This is a genomic window from Streptomyces purpurascens (assembly GCF_045040895.1).
Taxonomy (GTDB): Bacteria; Actinomycetota; Actinomycetes; order Streptomycetales; family Streptomycetaceae; genus Streptomyces; species Streptomyces purpurascens.
The window spans coordinates 3,706,241-3,722,602 of the sequence record NZ_CP108341.1; the positions used below are offsets into that span (position 1 = coordinate 3,706,241).

8 protein-coding genes and 3 rRNA genes are annotated in these 16,362 nt (G+C 66.0%); 2 read left to right on the forward strand and 9 right to left on the reverse strand.

Translation table 11 applies throughout. From position 1 onward, the window contains the following. Window positions 1–16 precede the first annotated feature (16 nt). The 4 genes from rrf to OHU35_RS16775 all read right to left on the reverse strand — a co-directional run bounded on the left by rrf (window position 17) and on the right by OHU35_RS16775 (window position 6,753). Window positions 17–133 (reverse strand): 5S ribosomal RNA (gene rrf / locus OHU35_RS16760). A 91-nt stretch (window positions 134–224) separates the two neighbouring features. Further along, window positions 225–3,344, reverse strand: a 23S ribosomal RNA gene (locus OHU35_RS16765). 302 nt (window positions 3,345–3,646) lie between these two features. Then, window positions 3,647–5,172, reverse strand: a 16S ribosomal RNA gene (locus OHU35_RS16770). The 16S, 23S and 5S rRNA genes sit together here, the layout of an rRNA operon. 573 nt (window positions 5,173–5,745) lie before the next feature. Then, complete coding sequence (locus OHU35_RS16775; protein ID WP_189726699.1) at window positions 5,746–6,753, reverse strand: stage II sporulation protein M; 1,008 nt, start codon at window positions 6,751–6,753, stop codon at window positions 5,746–5,748. A 128-nt stretch (window positions 6,754–6,881) separates the two neighbouring features. On the opposite strand from OHU35_RS16775, the gene OHU35_RS16780 reads away from it, so the two are divergent. Beyond that, window positions 6,882–7,835: an RDD family protein gene (locus OHU35_RS16780; RefSeq protein ID WP_405505788.1), complete on the forward strand. Its 954-nt coding sequence runs from the start codon at window positions 6,882–6,884 to the stop codon at window positions 7,833–7,835. Between the two features lie 37 nt (window positions 7,836–7,872). On the opposite strand, the gene OHU35_RS16785 is transcribed toward OHU35_RS16780, so the two are convergent. Further along, window positions 7,873–8,487: a hypothetical protein gene (locus OHU35_RS16785; RefSeq protein WP_189726701.1), complete on the reverse strand. Its 615-nt coding sequence runs from the start codon at window positions 8,485–8,487 to the stop codon at window positions 7,873–7,875. A 117-nt stretch (window positions 8,488–8,604) separates the two neighbouring features. Further along, window positions 8,605–10,062: an adenosylhomocysteinase gene (gene ahcY / locus OHU35_RS16790; protein WP_189726702.1), complete on the reverse strand. Its 1,458-nt coding sequence runs from the start codon at window positions 10,060–10,062 to the stop codon at window positions 8,605–8,607. Window positions 10,063–10,589: 527 nt separating this feature from the next. On the opposite strand from ahcY, the gene OHU35_RS16795 reads away from it, so the two are divergent. Then, on the forward strand, window positions 10,590–12,743 hold the full coding sequence (locus tag OHU35_RS16795) for a fructose-specific PTS transporter subunit EIIC (protein ID WP_405505790.1): 2,154 nt from the start codon (window positions 10,590–10,592) through the stop codon (window positions 12,741–12,743). 105 nt (window positions 12,744–12,848) lie between these two features. Here OHU35_RS16795 and OHU35_RS16800 read toward each other — a convergent pair whose 3' ends face one another. From OHU35_RS16800 to OHU35_RS16810, 3 genes are all read right to left on the reverse strand, one after another. Then, window positions 12,849–13,829: a cation diffusion facilitator family transporter gene (locus tag OHU35_RS16800; protein ID WP_189726704.1), complete on the reverse strand. Its 981-nt coding sequence runs from the start codon at window positions 13,827–13,829 to the stop codon at window positions 12,849–12,851. Between the two features lie 143 nt (window positions 13,830–13,972). Then, on the reverse strand, window positions 13,973–15,124 hold the full coding sequence (gene manA, locus OHU35_RS16805) for a mannose-6-phosphate isomerase, class I (protein ID WP_189726705.1): 1,152 nt from the start codon (window positions 15,122–15,124) through the stop codon (window positions 13,973–13,975). A 90-nt stretch (window positions 15,125–15,214) separates the two neighbouring features. Then, window positions 15,215–16,342 (reverse strand): SIS domain-containing protein, encoded by a 1,128-nt coding sequence (locus tag OHU35_RS16810; RefSeq protein ID WP_359893809.1) that lies wholly within the window; start codon window positions 16,340–16,342, stop codon window positions 15,215–15,217. Between the last annotated feature and the right edge of the window lie 20 nt (window positions 16,343–16,362).

A 16,362-nucleotide genomic window follows, 5' to 3' on the forward strand; every position in this document is an offset into this window, starting at 1 on the left:
TTTCCTTTGAATGATTGTTCGGCGGCGTCCTACTCTCCCACAGGGTCCCCCCTGCAGTACCATCGGCGCTGAAAGGCTTAGCTTCCGGGTTCGGAATGTAACCGGGCGTTTCCCTAACGCTATAACCACCGAAACACTATGAAACTGTAAACTGCCGCACCATACCGTGACCTGGCATGGGGCTGTTCGTGGTTTCAGAACCAACACAGTGGACGCGAGCAACTGAGGACAAGCCCTCGGCCTATTAGTACCGGTCAACTCCACACGTTACCGTGCTTCCATATCCGGCCTATCAACCCAGTCGTCTACTGGGAGCCTTACCCTCTCAAGGAGGTGGGAATACTCATCTCGAAGCAGGCTTCCCGCTTAGATGCTTTCAGCGGTTATCCCTCCCGAACGTAGCCAACCAGCCATGCCCTTGGCAGAACAACTGGCACACCAGAGGTTCGTCCGTCCCGGTCCTCTCGTACTAGGGACAGCCCTTCTCAATATTCCTACGCGCACAGCGGATAGGGACCGAACTGTCTCACGACGTTCTAAACCCAGCTCGCGTACCGCTTTAATGGGCGAACAGCCCAACCCTTGGGACCGACTCCAGCCCCAGGATGCGACGAGCCGACATCGAGGTGCCAAACCATCCCGTCGATATGGACTCTTGGGGAAGATCAGCCTGTTATCCCCGGGGTACCTTTTATCCGTTGAGCGACGGCGCTTCCACAAGCCACCGCCGGATCACTAGTCCCGACTTTCGTCCCTGCTCGACCCGTCGGTCTCACAGTCAAGCTCCCTTGTGCACTTACACTCAACACCTGATTGCCAACCAGGCTGAGGGAACCTTTGGGCGCCTCCGTTACTCTTTAGGAGGCAACCGCCCCAGTTAAACTACCCATCAGACACTGTCCCTGATCCGGATCACGGACCCAGGTTAGACATCCAGCACGACCAGACTGGTATTTCAACGACGACTCCACCCACACTGGCGTGCGAGTTTCAAAGTCTCCCAGCTATCCTACACAAGCCGAACCGAACACCAATATCAAACTGTAGTAAAGGTCCCGGGGTCTTTCCGTCCTGCTGCGCGAAACGAGCATCTTTACTCGTAGTGCAATTTCACCGGGCCTATGGTTGAGACAGTCGAGAAGTCGTTACGCCATTCGTGCAGGTCGGAACTTACCCGACAAGGAATTTCGCTACCTTAGGATGGTTATAGTTACCACCGCCGTTTACTGGCGCTTAAGTTCTCAGCTTCGCCACCCCGAAGAGTGACTAACCGGTCCCCTTAACGTTCCAGCACCGGGCAGGCGTCAGTCCGTATACATCGCCTTACGGCTTCGCACGGACCTGTGTTTTTAGTAAACAGTCGCTTCTCGCTGGTCTCTGCGGCCACCCCCAGCTCGAGGAGCAAGTCCTCTCACCAGATGTGGCCCCCCTTCTCCCGAAGTTACGGGGGCATTTTGCCGAGTTCCTTAACCATAGTTCACCCGAACGCCTCGGTATTCTCTACCTGACCACCTGAGTCGGTTTAGGGTACGGGCCGCCATGAAACTCGCTAGAGGCTTTTCTCGACAGCATAGGATCATCCACTTCACCACAATCGGCTCGGCATCAGGTCTCAGCCTTGTGTGCGACGGATTTACCTATCGCACGGCCTACACCCTTACCCCGGGACAACCACCGCCCGGGATGGACTACCTTCCTGCGTCACCCCATCACTCACCTACTAACCGCTTGGTCCGGCGGCTCCACCACTTTCCTTTCCCCGAAGGGTCCGGAACGGCTTCACGGCCTTAGCATCACGATGCTCGATGTTTGACGCTTCACAGCGGGTACCGGAATATCAACCGGTTATCCATCGACTACGCCTGTCGGCCTCGCCTTAGGTCCCGACTTACCCTGGGCAGATCAGCTTGACCCAGGAACCCTTAGTCAATCGGCGCAAACGTTTCTCACGTTTGTATCGCTACTCATGCCTGCATTCTCACTCGTGAACCGTCCACAACTCGCTTACGCGGCTGCTTCACCCGGCACACGACGCTCCCCTACCCATCACAGCAGGCGTTGGCCCTTATGCTGCAATGACACGACTTCGGCGGTACGCTTGAGCCCCGCTACATTGTCGGCGCGGAATCACTAGACCAGTGAGCTATTACGCACTCTTTCAAGGGTGGCTGCTTCTAAGCCAACCTCCTGGTTGTCTCTGCGACTCCACATCCTTTCCCACTTAGCGTACGCTTAGGGGCCTTAGTCGATGCTCTGGGCTGTTTCCCTCTCGACCATGGAGCTTATCCCCCACAGTCTCACTGCCGCGCTCTCACTTACCGGCATTCGGAGTTTGGCTAAGGTCAGTAACCCGGTAGGGCCCATCGCCTATCCAGTGCTCTACCTCCGGCAAGAAACACACGACGCTGCACCTAAATGCATTTCGGGGAGAACCAGCTATCACGGAGTTTGATTGGCCTTTCACCCCTAACCACAGGTCATCCCCCAGGTTTTCAACCCTGGTGGGTTCGGTCCTCCACGAAGTCTTACCTCCGCTTCAACCTGCCCATGGCTAGATCACTCCGCTTCGGGTCTTGAGCGTGCTACTAAAACGCCCTATTCGGACTCGCTTTCGCTACGGCTTCCCCACCCGGGTTAACCTCGCAACACACCGCAAACTCGCAGGCTCATTCTTCAAAAGGCACGCAGTCACGAGACATCAGCAAGCTGATGTCCGACGCTCCCACGGCTTGTAGGCACACGGTTTCAGGTACTATTTCACTCCGCTCCCGCGGTACTTTTCACCATTCCCTCACGGTACTATCCGCTATCGGTCACCAGGGAATATTTAGGCTTAGCGGGTGGTCCCGCCAGATTCACACGGGATTTCTCGGGCCCCGTGCTACTTGGGTGTCTCTCAAACGAGCCGCTGATGTTTCGACTACGGGGGTCTTACCCTCTACGCCGGACCTTTCGCATGTCCTTCGCCTACATCAACGGTTTCTGACTCGTCCTGTTGCCGGCAGACAACAGAAGAGAGATCCCACAACCCCGTATACGCAACCCCTGCCGGGTCTCACACGCATACGGTTTGGCCTCATCCGGTTTCGCTCGCCACTACTCCCGGAATCACGGTTGTTTTCTCTTCCTGCGGGTACTGAGATGTTTCACTTCCCCGCGTTCCCTCCACACTGCCTATGTGTTCAGCAGCGGGTGACAGCCCATGACGACTGCCGGGTTTCCCCATTCGGAAACCCCCGGATCAAAGCCTGGTTGACGACTCCCCGGGGACTATCGTGGCCTCCCACGTCCTTCATCGGTTCCTGGTGCCAAGGCATCCACCGTGCGCCCTTAAAAACTTGGCCACAGATGCTCGCGTCCACTGTGCAGTTCTCAAACAACGACCAGCCACCCATCACCCCACCCTTTCAGGCGAGTTCACTGGGGCCGGCGACTGAGGAAATTTCGTTCCCTCAGACACCCAACAGCGTGCCCGACACACTCCCCGCTCCCCTCGACGTTCCACACTCAAAAGAGCAGTACTAGAAGGAGAAGACGATCAAGTGTGCCGAATAGTCAACGTTCCACCCATGAGCAACCAGCATCAGACATTCGCTGATGTACTGGCCTCTGAACCAGGCAAGCCTGGCTTAGAAGTGCTCCTTAGAAAGGAGGTGATCCAGCCGCACCTTCCGGTACGGCTACCTTGTTACGACTTCGTCCCAATCGCCAGTCCCACCTTCGACAGCTCCCTCCCACAAGGGGTTGGGCCACCGGCTTCGGGTGTTACCGACTTTCGTGACGTGACGGGCGGTGTGTACAAGGCCCGGGAACGTATTCACCGCAGCAATGCTGATCTGCGATTACTAGCGACTCCGACTTCATGGGGTCGAGTTGCAGACCCCAATCCGAACTGAGACCGGCTTTTTGAGATTCGCTCCACCTCGCGGTATCGCAGCTCATTGTACCGGCCATTGTAGCACGTGTGCAGCCCAAGACATAAGGGGCATGATGACTTGACGTCGTCCCCACCTTCCTCCGAGTTGACCCCGGCGGTCTCCCGTGAGTCCCCAGCACCACAAGGGCCTGCTGGCAACACGGGACAAGGGTTGCGCTCGTTGCGGGACTTAACCCAACATCTCACGACACGAGCTGACGACAGCCATGCACCACCTGTACACCGACCACAAGGGGGCGCCTGTCTCCAGACGTTTCCGGTGTATGTCAAGCCTTGGTAAGGTTCTTCGCGTTGCGTCGAATTAAGCCACATGCTCCGCCGCTTGTGCGGGCCCCCGTCAATTCCTTTGAGTTTTAGCCTTGCGGCCGTACTCCCCAGGCGGGGCACTTAATGCGTTAGCTGCGGCACGGACAACGTGGAATGTTGCCCACACCTAGTGCCCACCGTTTACGGCGTGGACTACCAGGGTATCTAATCCTGTTCGCTCCCCACGCTTTCGCTCCTCAGCGTCAGTATCGGCCCAGAGATCCGCCTTCGCCACCGGTGTTCCTCCTGATATCTGCGCATTTCACCGCTACACCAGGAATTCCGATCTCCCCTACCGAACTCTAGCCTGCCCGTATCGACTGCAGACCCGGGGTTAAGCCCCAGGCTTTCACAACCGACGTGACAAGCCGCCTACGAGCTCTTTACGCCCAATAATTCCGGACAACGCTCGCGCCCTACGTATTACCGCGGCTGCTGGCACGTAGTTAGCCGGCGCTTCTTCTGCAGGTACCGTCACTTTCGCTTCTTCCCTGCTGAAAGAGGTTTACAACCCGAAGGCCGTCATCCCTCACGCGGCGTCGCTGCATCAGGCTTTCGCCCATTGTGCAATATTCCCCACTGCTGCCTCCCGTAGGAGTCTGGGCCGTGTCTCAGTCCCAGTGTGGCCGGTCGCCCTCTCAGGCCGGCTACCCGTCGTCGCCTTGGTGAGCCATTACCTCACCAACTAGCTGATAGGCCGCGGGCTCATCCTGCACCGCCGGAGCTTTCCACCATCAAAGATGCCCAAGATGGTCAATATCCGGTATTAGACCCCGTTTCCAGGGCTTGTCCCAGAGTGCAGGGCAGATTGCCCACGTGTTACTCACCCGTTCGCCACTAATCCCCACCGAAGTGGTTCATCGTTCGACTTGCATGTGTTAAGCACGCCGCCAGCGTTCGTCCTGAGCCAGGATCAAACTCTCCGTGAATGTGTACCGGTAATCCGGTGCAACACCACGAGAGCGGAACAGTCAGGCGGAATAAGCCCGACCGTTCACAGCGTCCTCGCTGTGTTTTTCAAAGGAACCTCGTCCCAGCGAATGCTGGAGACAGGGTATCAACATATCTGGCGTTGACTTTTGGCACGCTGTTGAGTTCTCAAGGAACGGTCGCTTCCTTTGTACTCACCCTCTCGGGCTTTCCTCCGGGCGCTTCCCTTCGGTCTTGCGTTTCCGACTCTATCAGATCTTTCCGATCCGATTTCCTCGGTGCTTTCCAGGTTCCCGCTTTCGCGTTTCCCTTTCCGGCGGTTCCGACTTTATCAGAAGTTTCGGGCCGTACTGACCGGCCGCTCATTTCCGAATGATCGGGGGTGGCTTCAATGAAATCAGCGTTTCAAGGAGCCGACAGATTCTCACTGTCGCCGTCTGGGGTAGAACCCGTCTATAGGCAACTGTTCAAATCTACCTCCCCGCACTTGCCGTGTCAATGGCTCCTGTGGGGCGAAGAGGAGACTAGCAGCTGAACGGACGTGGTCGCACATCCGGCGGCCGTGGGGACGTTCAGGCAGCCATCGGGACGGTGGCGCTGCGCTCTGCTGCCTCGACGTCGCCCGTGTCTCCGGCGCGGGCGGCTCGACCGCCCAAGACGTAGACGTAGGCGAGGAAGGCCAGTTCGGCGGCGACTCCAATGGTGATGCGTGCCCAGGTGGGGAGGCCGGACGGGGTGACGAAGCCTTCGATGGCGCCGGAGACGAAGAGGACCAGGGCGAGGCCGATGGCCATGCCTATGGCGGCTCGGCCCTCTTCCGCCAGAGCCGTGCGTCGCGTGCGGGGGCCCGGGTCGATGAGTGTCCAGCCGAGGCGCAGGCCGGTGCCCGCGGCCACGAAGACGGCGGTCAGTTCGAGCAGGCCGTGCGGGAGGACCAGGCCGAGGAAGGTGTCGAGTCGGCCGGCCGAGGACATCAGGCCGAAGCCGATGCCGAGGTTGAGCATGTTCTGGAAGAGGATCCAGATGACCGGGAGTCCCAGGAAGACCCCGAGGATCAGGCACAGGGCGGCGGCCCAGGCGTTGTTCGTCCAGACCTGGGCGGCGAAACTGGCAGCCGGGTGGCTGGAGTAGTAGGTCTCGTACTGGCCGCCGGGGCGGGTGAGCTCGCGAAGTTCGCTGGGGGCCGCTATGGAGGCCTGTACTTCGGGGTGGGTGCCGATCCACCAGCCCAGGAGCGCGGCCACGGCCGTGGACAGGAGCGCGGTGGGTACCCACCAGTGGCGTGACTTGTAGACGGCGGCGGGGAAGCCGTGGGCGAGGAATCGGGTGACGTCGCGCCAGGAGGCGCGTCGGGTGCCTGTCACGGCACTACGCGCGCGTGCCACCAGTTGGCTGAGCCTGCCGGTCAGCTGGGGGTCGGGGGCGCTGGACTGGATCAGGGAGAGGTGCGTGGCGGTGCGCTGGTAGAGGGTGACGAGTTCGTCGGCTTCGGCGCCGTTGAGGCGACGCTGGCGACGCAGCAGGGCTTCGAGGCGGTCCCACTCCGCTCGGTGGGAGGAGACGAAGACGTCGAGGTCCATCGGTGTGCCTGCTCCTCGGCTGTTCGTCGGAGACTCGTCGTGGATCAGCTTGTCGTACTGCGGCGCGATGCGCCCTCAGCTTGGCAGACTGGCTCTGTCTGGGGCAGGGCAGGGGAAGGACGGCGGGCGTGAGTGAGCTGGTGACGGGCGAGGCGGTGGCGTTGGAGCTGCGCCCCGCGAGGCTGCCCAGCAGGGCGCTGGCCGTGCTGCTCGATCTGGTGGCGGCCATGGCCGTCTATGTCGCGGTGACCATCGTGCTGGTGACTTCCACGGCCTCGCTGGACGAGGCGGCGCAGACGGCGTTGTCGATCGCGACGTTCGTTCTCGTGCTGGTGGGTGCGCCGATCGCGGTGGAGACGCTCAGTCACGGGCGGTCGCTCGGGAAGATGGCGTGCGGGCTGCGGGTGGTGCGGGACGACGGAGGTCCGATCCGGTTCCGGCATGCGCTGGTGAGGGGCTTGATCGCGGTGATCGAGATCCTCATGACCTTCGGGGTCATCGCCTGTATCGCCTCGTTCGTGTCGGCGCGTGGACGGCGGCTGGGAGATTTGTTCGCGGGGACCCTTGTCGTACGGGAGCGGATTCCGGTCGCGCGGACCGGCTTTGTGCCGCCTCCTCCGCCCTGGCTGGCGGGACGGTTCTCGGGGCTTGATCTTTCCGCGGTGCCCGACGGGTTGTGGCTCGCCGTCCGTCAGTACCTGACGCGTATGCAGCAGTTGGATCCGCAGGTGGGCTCGTCGATGGCGGAGCGGCTGGCTTCGGATCTCGCGGAGCGTACGGGGGCGCCGGTGCCGCAGGGTGTGCCGCCGGCGGCGTATCTGGCGGCGGTCGTGCAGGAGCGGCAGGCGCGGGAGTCCCGGCGGGCCTTCGGGAGCGGTTCGGCCTCGTCTCCCGCTCCGGCTGGGGAGGGGCCTCCGGCCGTGTACGGAGCTCCGGCCGTGAACAGAGCTCCGGCTGCTGACGTACCGCCCGTTGTGGCGCCTGGTGCGGCGTCCGGGTCGTCTGGCGGGGGCCGGCCTGTGGAGGCGCCGGAGGGGCCGGCGGGTGACCGGCCCGGCACCGGGTTCGTGCCGCCGGCTTAGTGAGGGCCGGGCTGCCCGCTCAGCTGCGGGTGCCTGGTCAGGTGAACGCCGACGGCGGTGACTCGAGGTCCTCGAGCTCGATGCCGGGGGCCGCGAGCACCACGTCGCCTGCGATGTGCACGGCGTGCTGCTCGCCCGTGTCCAGGTCTGTGACCTGGTATTCGTCCACGGTCAGAGGGCCGTTGTCAGTGGCGTGTGCTTCTCTCTTCAGCAAGGACCACGACTGGTCCACGGTGCGCGGGGCGAGGACCGGGTCCGTGAGGGCGACGAGGCGTACGCGGGTGGCGGCTGCGGAGGGGGCGAGGCGCAGGAGACGGGTGGTGGCGACGAGGAACGCCGGGGAGGTGCCGGTGAAGGCGTGGGCGCGCACATTGCCTTCGGTGGCCTCGGTCCCGGTGGGGTCGGTACGGACCCAGGTGACGCCGTCGAGGGCGGCGCCGCGGACTTGCCAGGCGGCGGCGTGGAGTTCGAGGCGAATGGGGCGGCCGAGTTCGTCGAGGGTGAGGTCGACGGAGCCGTGGTGATCGCCCGAGGGGGTGGTCAGCTGGGAGACATAGCGCCAGCCGGAGGGGCCGACGGCGCAGTGGAAGTGCTCTTCTGCGAGGGGGGTGTGATCGTGCGGATCGTGGAGCGAATAACGGCCGCGGGGCATGGGGGTCGTCCTGGGGCTTGACGGGCCGGTCCGGGCAGTGGTCCGGGAAACGGGGCAGGCCCCCGGCACGGGGGTGCGGGGGCCTGCCTCGAAGGACCTGCTGCCGAGCGGTGCGGCTCAGTAGCGGTAGTGGTCCGGCTTGAACGGGCCCTCGACCTGGACGCCGATGTACTCGGCCTGCTCGGGGCGGAGCGTGGTCAGCTTCACGCCGAGCGAGTCGAGGTGGAGGCGGGCGACCTTCTCGTCGAGGTGCTTGGGCAGCACGTAGACGCCGGTCGGGTACTCGTCGGGCTTGGTGAACAGCTCGATCTGGGCCAGGGTCTGGTCCGCGAAGGAGTTGGACATCACGAACGACGGGTGGCCGGTGGCGTTGCCCAGGTTCAGCAGGCGGCCCTCGGAGAGGACGATGAGCACCTTGCCGTCGGGGAACGTCCAGGTGTGGACCTGCGGCTTGACCTCGTCCTTGACGATGCCGGGGATCTTGGCGAGGCCGGCCATGTCGATCTCGTTGTCGAAGTGGCCGATGTTGCCGACGATCGCCTGGTGCTTCATCTTGGCCATGTCCGAGGCCATGATGATGTCCTTGTTTCCCGTCGTGGTGACGAAGATGTCGGCCTTGTCGACGACCTCGTCGAGGGTCGTGACCTGGTAGCCGTCCATCGCCGCCTGGAGCGCGCAGATCGGGTCGATCTCGGTGATGATCACGCGGGCGCCCTGGCCGCGCAGGGACTCCGCACAGCCCTTGCCCACGTCGCCGTAGCCGAAGACGACCGCGGTCTTGCCGCCGATGAGGACGTCGGTGGCGCGGTTGATGCCGTCGATGAGCGAGTGGCGGCAGCCGTACTTGTTGTCGAACTTCGACTTGGTGACGGCGTCGTTGACGTTGATCGCCGGGAACAGGAGGGTGCCGTCGCGCTGCATCTCGTACAGGCGGTGGACGCCGGTCGTGGTCTCCTCGGTGACACCGCGGATCTCCGAGGCGAGCTGGGTCCACTTCTGGGAGCCGTCGGTGATGGTGCGGTTCAGGAGTTCGAGGATGACGCGGTGCTCGTCGTTCTCGGCGGTGTCGACGGCGGGGACCTTGCCGTCCTTCTCGTACTCGACGCCCTTGTGGACGAGGAGGGTGGCGTCACCACCGTCGTCGAGGATCATGTTCGGGCCGCCGGTGGGGGTGTCCGGCCAGGTCAGCGCCTGCTCCGTGCACCACCAGTACTCCTCCAGGGTCTCGCCCTTCCAGGCGAAGACCGGGACGCCCTGCGGGTTGTCGGGCGTGCCGTTCGGGCCGACGGCGATGGCGGCCGCGGCGTGGTCCTGGGTGGAGAAGATGTTGCAGGAGGCCCAGCGGACCTGCGCGCCCAGGGCGACCAGGGTCTCGATGAGTACGGCGGTCTGCACGGTCATGTGCAGGGAGCCGGTGACGCGGGCGCCGGCGAGAGGCTGTGCCTCGGCGTATTCCTTGCGGATCGCCATCAGGCCCGGCATCTCGTGCTCGGCGAGGGTGATCTCCTTGCGGCCGAAGTCGGCCAGGGAGAGGTCGGCGACCTTGAAGTCCTGTCGGTTGTCGACAGTCGTCATTGCGAGCTGCTCCTCGGGGTTGGGTCGAGGTGGGTACGGCTGGTCTGCGCGGCGGCGGACACAGGGGTGCCCGAGGAGGACACTGGCATGCCCGCGTACACGCAGCGCAGTCCGTCGGAGGCCCTCTCTCCCTCGGCCGGTCCGCGGTGGGACCGCCCGACCGCCATCAGCAGCGACGTCTGGCTCCGTCCCAAGCTACACCGGGAGGCCGGGCCGTCCCCAGCCCGTACCCGAACAGATCGCGCCATCGAGGAGGGGCGGGCAGGAGGGACGGCCCGGAGGGCGCGGGTTCTTCAGGCGGTGGAGGCAGGTCACGGGGCGGTGGGTGTGCGGGCGATGAGCGGGCGCGATAACAGGACACCAACGAACGGCCGACAGGAGGCGACAAAGCAGAACTTTCAGGGATCTTCTGGCCTTTGAGTCTGCGGCGGCGTGGTGCAGGATGCCCGGGACATCTGAACAACTGATCGATCTTGCGGGGCGTCCGGGACGGCGATTCCGCATGACAAAGGCGTTAGGAGATCGACGTGACCAGTCCGGCCGGCCCTCCCCCCACGGGCAGCGGCGATGGTGAGCGGCAGCGGTTGAAGCTGCTCGCGGTGACCGCGTGCCCGACCGGCATCGCCCACACGTACATGGCGGCTGAGAAGCTCGCGCAGGCCGCCGAGAGTCGCGGCATCGAGATGAAGGTGGAGACGCAGGGATCCATCGGGGCTGAAAACGTCCTCGACGACAACGATGTCAAGCACGCGGACGGCGTCATCGTCGCCGCGGACAAGGACGTGGACCTGAGCCGTTTCGCGGGCAAGCGGGTCCTGACCGTCGGGGTGGCGGAGGGCATTCGTCACCCGGAGCAGCTGATCGAGCGAGTGCTGTCGGCGCCCGTGCACGCAGAGGGGGGAGCCCCCACAGCTCCCGCGACCAGTGGCGGCAAGGAGCGGAGCCTCGGGTACAAGGCGCTGATGAACGGGGTCAGTTACATGATCCCGTTCGTCGTGGTCGGCGGGCTGCTGATCGCGATCTCGCTCTCGCTCGGCGGGCACGCCGATCCGTCGGGCGGTCTGGTCATCCCGAAGGACTCCTTCTGGATGGATGTGAACAACATCGGTGTCATCGGCTTCACGCTGATGGTGCCGATCCTGTCCGGCTATATCGCGTATGCCATCGGGGACCGGCCCGCCCTCGTGCCCGGCATGATCGGTGGCTGGATCGCCAACACCGGTGAGTTGTACGACTCCAAGGCTGGCGCCGGGTTCATCGGGGCGATCGTGACCGGGTTCCTCGCCGGGTATCTGGTGATGTGGATCAAGAAGGTCAAGGTCCCGAAGTTCGCGCAGCCGATCATGCCGATCATCGTGATCCCGATCGTGGCGACGACTGCGCTCGGGCTGTTCTTCATCTATGTCATCGGCAAGCCGATCTCCTGGGTGTTCGAGCACCTGACCGACTGGCTCAGTGGGATGACCGGTACCAGCGCGATCCTGCTCGGCGCGATTCTGGGGCTCATGATCGCGTTCGACATGGGCGGGCCGGTCAACAAGACGGCGTTCCTGTTCGGCACCGGGCTCATCGCGACCGGCAACCAGACGGTCATGGGCATGTGCGCGGCCGCGATCCCGGTCATGCCACTGGGGCAGGGCCTGGCCACGCTGATACGGAAGCGGCTGTACACCGAGCAGGAGCGGGAGACGGGGCTCGCCTCGCTGTTCATGGGCTGCTTCGGCATCTCGGAGGGAGCGATCCCGTTCGCGGCCGCGCGCCCCGCGCAGGTCATCCCCGCCAACATGCTGGGTGGCACGGTCGCCGGTGCTGTCGCCGGGGTCGCCGGGGTCGAGGACGCGGTGCCGCACGGTGGGCCGATCGTGGCCGTGCTGGGTGCGGTGAGCGGCGTGCCGATGTTCTTCGTGGCCGTGGTGATCGGCTCGGTCGTCACCGCGCTCGCCACGGTCGCCCTGGTCGACCTGGGTGAGCGCCGTCGGCGCGGGGAGGCGGTCGGCGGCGTCGGCGCGGCCGGGCCCGGGCCCGTGCCGGCCGGGGTGAGTGCCGGAGCGCCGGGCGCCGGCGGTGTCGTAGCGCAGCGGGCCGTACGCGAGGTAGAGGCGGTCGGCGCGAGTGCGTCCTCCGCGGCCGCGCCCGCGGAGCCCGCGGCTCCGGAGAAGGCGGCGGCACTCGAGGGGGCCGCAGAGGCCGCGGACAGCACTCCGGCGGCGGAGAGCGGCGTGGACGAGGTTCTCTCCGGCTACCTCACCCAGCAGACCGTGAAGGTCGAACTAGATGCGGACGGCAAGGAGTCCGCGATCCGGGAGATGAGTGAGCTGCTGGCCCGTACCGGCAGGGTCGCGGACGTGGACGAGCTCGTGGCGTGTGCGCTGCGGCGGGAGGCGCAGGGCACGACCGGGCTCGGCGAGGAGATCGCGATCCCGCACGCCAAGACGGATGCGGTGACGGAGCCGGTCGTCGGTTTCGCGCGGTCCGCGCAGGGCGTCGAGTGGGGCTCGCTGGACGGGACGAAGGCGCGGCTGGTGTTCATGATCGCCGTACCGGAGGCGGCAGCGGGTGACGAGCATCTGAGGATTCTGGCGCTGCTGTCGCGGAAGTTGATGGACGCCGGGTTCCGGGAGCGGCTGCTGGCCGCGTCGGACGAATCGGCCCTGCTCGGAGTGCTGCGCGAGGTCGGGTAGGACGGGGTGGTGCGGGTCTGAGGACCGTCCGCCGAGGAAGCCCATGGGGCCCGCCGAGTGGTTCGGCGGGCCCCATGGGCGTTCGGGCGGTACTCCTGCGGGACGTCAGTGTCCGGCGTCGCTCGGCGTCGGTCCCCCGGGCGTCGCCTCGGGGTCGGGGCCCTTGGCGGCTTCGGTCTCGCTGTAGATGTCCGGCTCGAGGTAGATCACGCGGGCGATCGGGACGGCCTCGCGGATGCGGGACTCGGCGGCGTTGATCGCGGCGGCGATCTCGGTGGCCGTCTCCTCGTGGCGGACGGCGATCTTGGCGGCGACGAGGAGTTCCTCGGGGCCGAGGTGGAGCGTGCGCATGTGGATGATGCGGGTGACCGTGTCGCCGTCGACGAGGGCGGCCTCGATCTTCTGCGTCTCCTCGACGCCGGCGGACTCGCCGAGCAGCAGCGACTTGGTCTCGGCGGCGAGGACCAGGGCGATCAGGATGAGCAGGATGCCGATGCAGAGGGTGCCGATGCCGTCCCAGACGCTGTCGCCGGTGAGCAGGGCGAGGCCGACGCCGCCGAGGGCGAGGACGAGGCCGACGAGGGCGCCGAGGTCTTCCAGGAGGACGACCGGGAGCTCGGGGGCCTTGGCGTGGCGGACGAACTCCGTCCAGGAGCGGCGCCCGCGCAGGACGTTGGACTCCTTGATGGCGGTGCGGAAGGAGAAGGTCTCGGCGATGATCGCGAAGACCAGGACGCCGACCGGCCAGTACCAGTTCGTCAGCTCGTGCGGGTGCTTGATCTTCTCGTAGCCCTCGTAGAGGGCGAACATGCCGCCGACCGAGAAGAGGACGATGGAGACGAGAAAGGCGTAGATGTAGCGCTCGCGGCCGTAGCCGAAGGGGTGTTGCGGGGTGGCCTCGCGCTTCGCCTTCTTGCCGCCGAGGAGGAGGAGTGCCTGGTTGCCGGAGTCGGCGAGCGAGTGCACGGACTCGGCGAGCATCGAGGACGAACCGCTGAAGAGGAACGCCACGAACTTCGCTACCGCGATCGCGAGGTTGGCGGCCAGTGCCGCCACGATCGCCTTGGTGCCGCCTGACGCGCTCATATGTTCGCGTTGTCCCTTCGTACGCCGTTTCAGGGCCCGGGTGCTCGCCTTGGTGCGTCGCCCGTGGCTTTGCCCGTGCTTGACGGTGGGCCATTGTTGCAGCCCGCTCCGGCAGGAGCGCGCCAGGTCACCGTCTGGGGAGGTCAGGCGATGACCGTGGCCCGGAAGACCGTGCCGGTTCCGGACACTTCGGCCTTTTCGCCGGCCGGGACGAAGACGGACCGGCCCGGCGTCAGCTCGTGCTCGCCCGCCCGGACGGAGCCGGCCGTGCAGAGCAGGATCTGCGGGGTCGGGCGGGTGAGGTCGTGGGTGGTGCCGGCCTCGGGCAGGACGTAGCGGGAGAGGCGGAACTCGTCGATCGGGGTCTCGTAGACCTCTTCGCCGTCCGGGGAGGCCTCGGGGCGCAGGACGCCGGGGTCGCCGGCGCGGAAGTGGACGATGCGCAGGAGTTCGGGGACGTCGACGTGCTTGGGGGTGAGGCCGCAGCGCAGGACGTTGTCGGAGTTGGCCATGATCTCCACGCCGAGGCCCTGGAGGTAGGCGTGCGGGACGCCGGCGCCGAGGTAGAGGGCCTCGCCGGGCTGGAGCCGGACGTGGTTGAGCAGCATCGCGGCGATGACGCCGGGGTCGCCCGGGTAGTGGTGGGCGATGTCGGCGTAGGGGGCGTAGGCGCCGCCGAGGCGGTCGCAGGCGGCGGCCGCTTCCTCGACTGTCCGGGACATCTCGTCGGGGTCGGCCGTGAGGATCGCTGTGAGGACCTCGCGCAGGGCCGCGTCCTCGGGGTGGGCGTGCAGCAGGTCGACGTACGGCTTGAGGGAGTCGACGCCGAGGTCGTCGAGCAGGCCGGCGGCCTCGAGCGGGTCACGGAAGCCGCACAGGCCGTCGAACTCGGTGAGCGCGCAGATCAGTTCGGGCTTGTGGTTGGCGTCCTTGTAGTTGCGGTGCGGGGCGTCCACGGGGATGCCGCGCCGCTCCTCGTCCGCGAAGCCCTCCTTCGCCTGCGCCAGGTCGGGGTGGACCTGGAGGGAGAGCGGGGCGCCGGCGGCGAGGATCTTGAGGAGGAAGGGCAGGCGGGGGCCGAACTTGGCTACGGCGGCCGGTCCGAGTTCCTTCTCGGGGCCGGCGTCGACGACCTCGACGAGCGTGCCCCGTCCGGTGCGCGAGGGTGCGCCCGGGTGGGCTCCCATCCACATCTCCGCCTGCGGCTCGCCGGTCGGTTCGACGCCGAGCAGGCCGGGGATGGCGGTCGGGGAACCCCAGGCGTAGGGGCGGATGGTGTTGTCGAGGCGGTCCATGGGGATCTCTCCGCGTGTCCTGTGAGTGCGTACGTACGCCTGCTGCTCCCGGGCGGCTGCCGCGTGGGCGTCAGGGTGTCCCGGGCATGATCAGGCCCTCGAGGCGAGCGCCAGGTAAACGGCGGCGAAATCCGTGATGGCGATCAGTTCCGCGAGGGTCTCCAGTTCGTCGCCCGCCTCCGGTTCCAGTTCGCTGATCGGGGTGTCGTGGCTGAGGGCCAGGTCGCGGGCGCCGGGGGCGGCGGTGAGGCCGCCGATGGGGCGGTCGCGGAGCAGCACCACGCGCGCGTGGAGGGCGGGTGGTTCCTCGACGCGGTCGCGGAAGAAGTCGTCGGGGTCTGCGCTGGCGGCCAGCGGGCCCGCGAGCAGGGCGCTGTGTGCGGCGAGGGCCTCGGGGAGTTCGGCGACGACCGCCGGGGTGCCGGACAGTTCGGCCAGGGCGGCGGCGAAACGGCGGCCCGCCGGTCCGGCCGAGACGCCCTCGGTCCAGACGAGGGGGAGCGCGTCGGCGAGTTCGGCGGCCAGGGTCTTGGCGGCGTTGCTGTACGTCGCGATGGCGGGGCCGCAGCGTTCGGCGATGCGGTCGAGGCGGTCGGCGACCTTGCCGAGGGCGTCCGGCGGGGCGGTGAGCACTCCGGCACGGTCCAGGAGCGCGAGGAGCGGGGTGAGCAGGGCCCACAGGACGCCGGGGGCGGACGCGGCGAAGGGCTCGTCCTGGTCGTACGGGGCGGTCGCCATGGGGACGAACAGGCCGTGCGAGCCGTTCACGGCGTCGGCGAGCGGGGACCTGCTGGGGGCTACGGCGACGACGGTGCAGCCACGGCGGTAGGCCTGCTCGGCGAGGAGGGACAGGCCCGGTTCGGTCCCGTCCGGGGTGGTGATCAGGAGGAGGTCCACGGAGCCGACCCAGCCGGGCAGTTCCCAGCGCAGGGCGCCCGCGGCGGGGGCGACGCCGGTGGGGGCCAGGCGGGTGACCGGGCTGCCGGCGCCGGCGAGTGTGCCGAGGAGGTCGGCCGCGTGGGTGGCGGCGGCGCCCGGGCCGGCGATGAGGACGCCGCGGGGGCGGCCGTCGGGCTTGAGGTCGTTGATGCCCGCCTCGGCGGCGTGGCGGGCGGCCGTGCGGACGCGCGCGCCGGCTTCCGCGGCGCCGCGGAGCAGGTTGCGGTGGTCGGCCTCCGCGAGGCGTTCAGGGGAGTCGAGCAGCGATTCGTCGAGCATGGGGCGGCAGCCTCCGATCG

What these genes read in the sequence shown, in the direction of transcription:
- OHU35_RS16810 (WP_359893809.1), bottom strand. Translation starts at nt 16,342, where the DNA reads ATGCTCGACGAATCGCTGCTCGACTCCCCTGAACGCCTCGCGGAGGCC.
- manA (WP_189726705.1), bottom strand. Translation starts at nt 15,124, where the DNA reads ATGGACCGCCTCGACAACACCATCCGCCCCTACGCCTGGGGTTCCCCG.
- ahcY (WP_189726702.1), bottom strand. Translation starts at nt 10,062, where the DNA reads ATGACGACTGTCGACAACCGACAGGACTTCAAGGTCGCCGACCTCTCC.
- OHU35_RS16785 (WP_189726701.1), bottom strand. Translation starts at nt 8,487, where the DNA reads ATGCCCCGCGGCCGTTATTCGCTCCACGATCCGCACGATCACACCCCC.
- OHU35_RS16800 (WP_189726704.1), bottom strand. Translation starts at nt 13,829, where the DNA reads ATGAGCGCGTCAGGCGGCACCAAGGCGATCGTGGCGGCACTGGCCGCC.
- OHU35_RS16775 (WP_189726699.1), bottom strand. Translation starts at nt 6,753, where the DNA reads ATGGACCTCGACGTCTTCGTCTCCTCCCACCGAGCGGAGTGGGACCGC.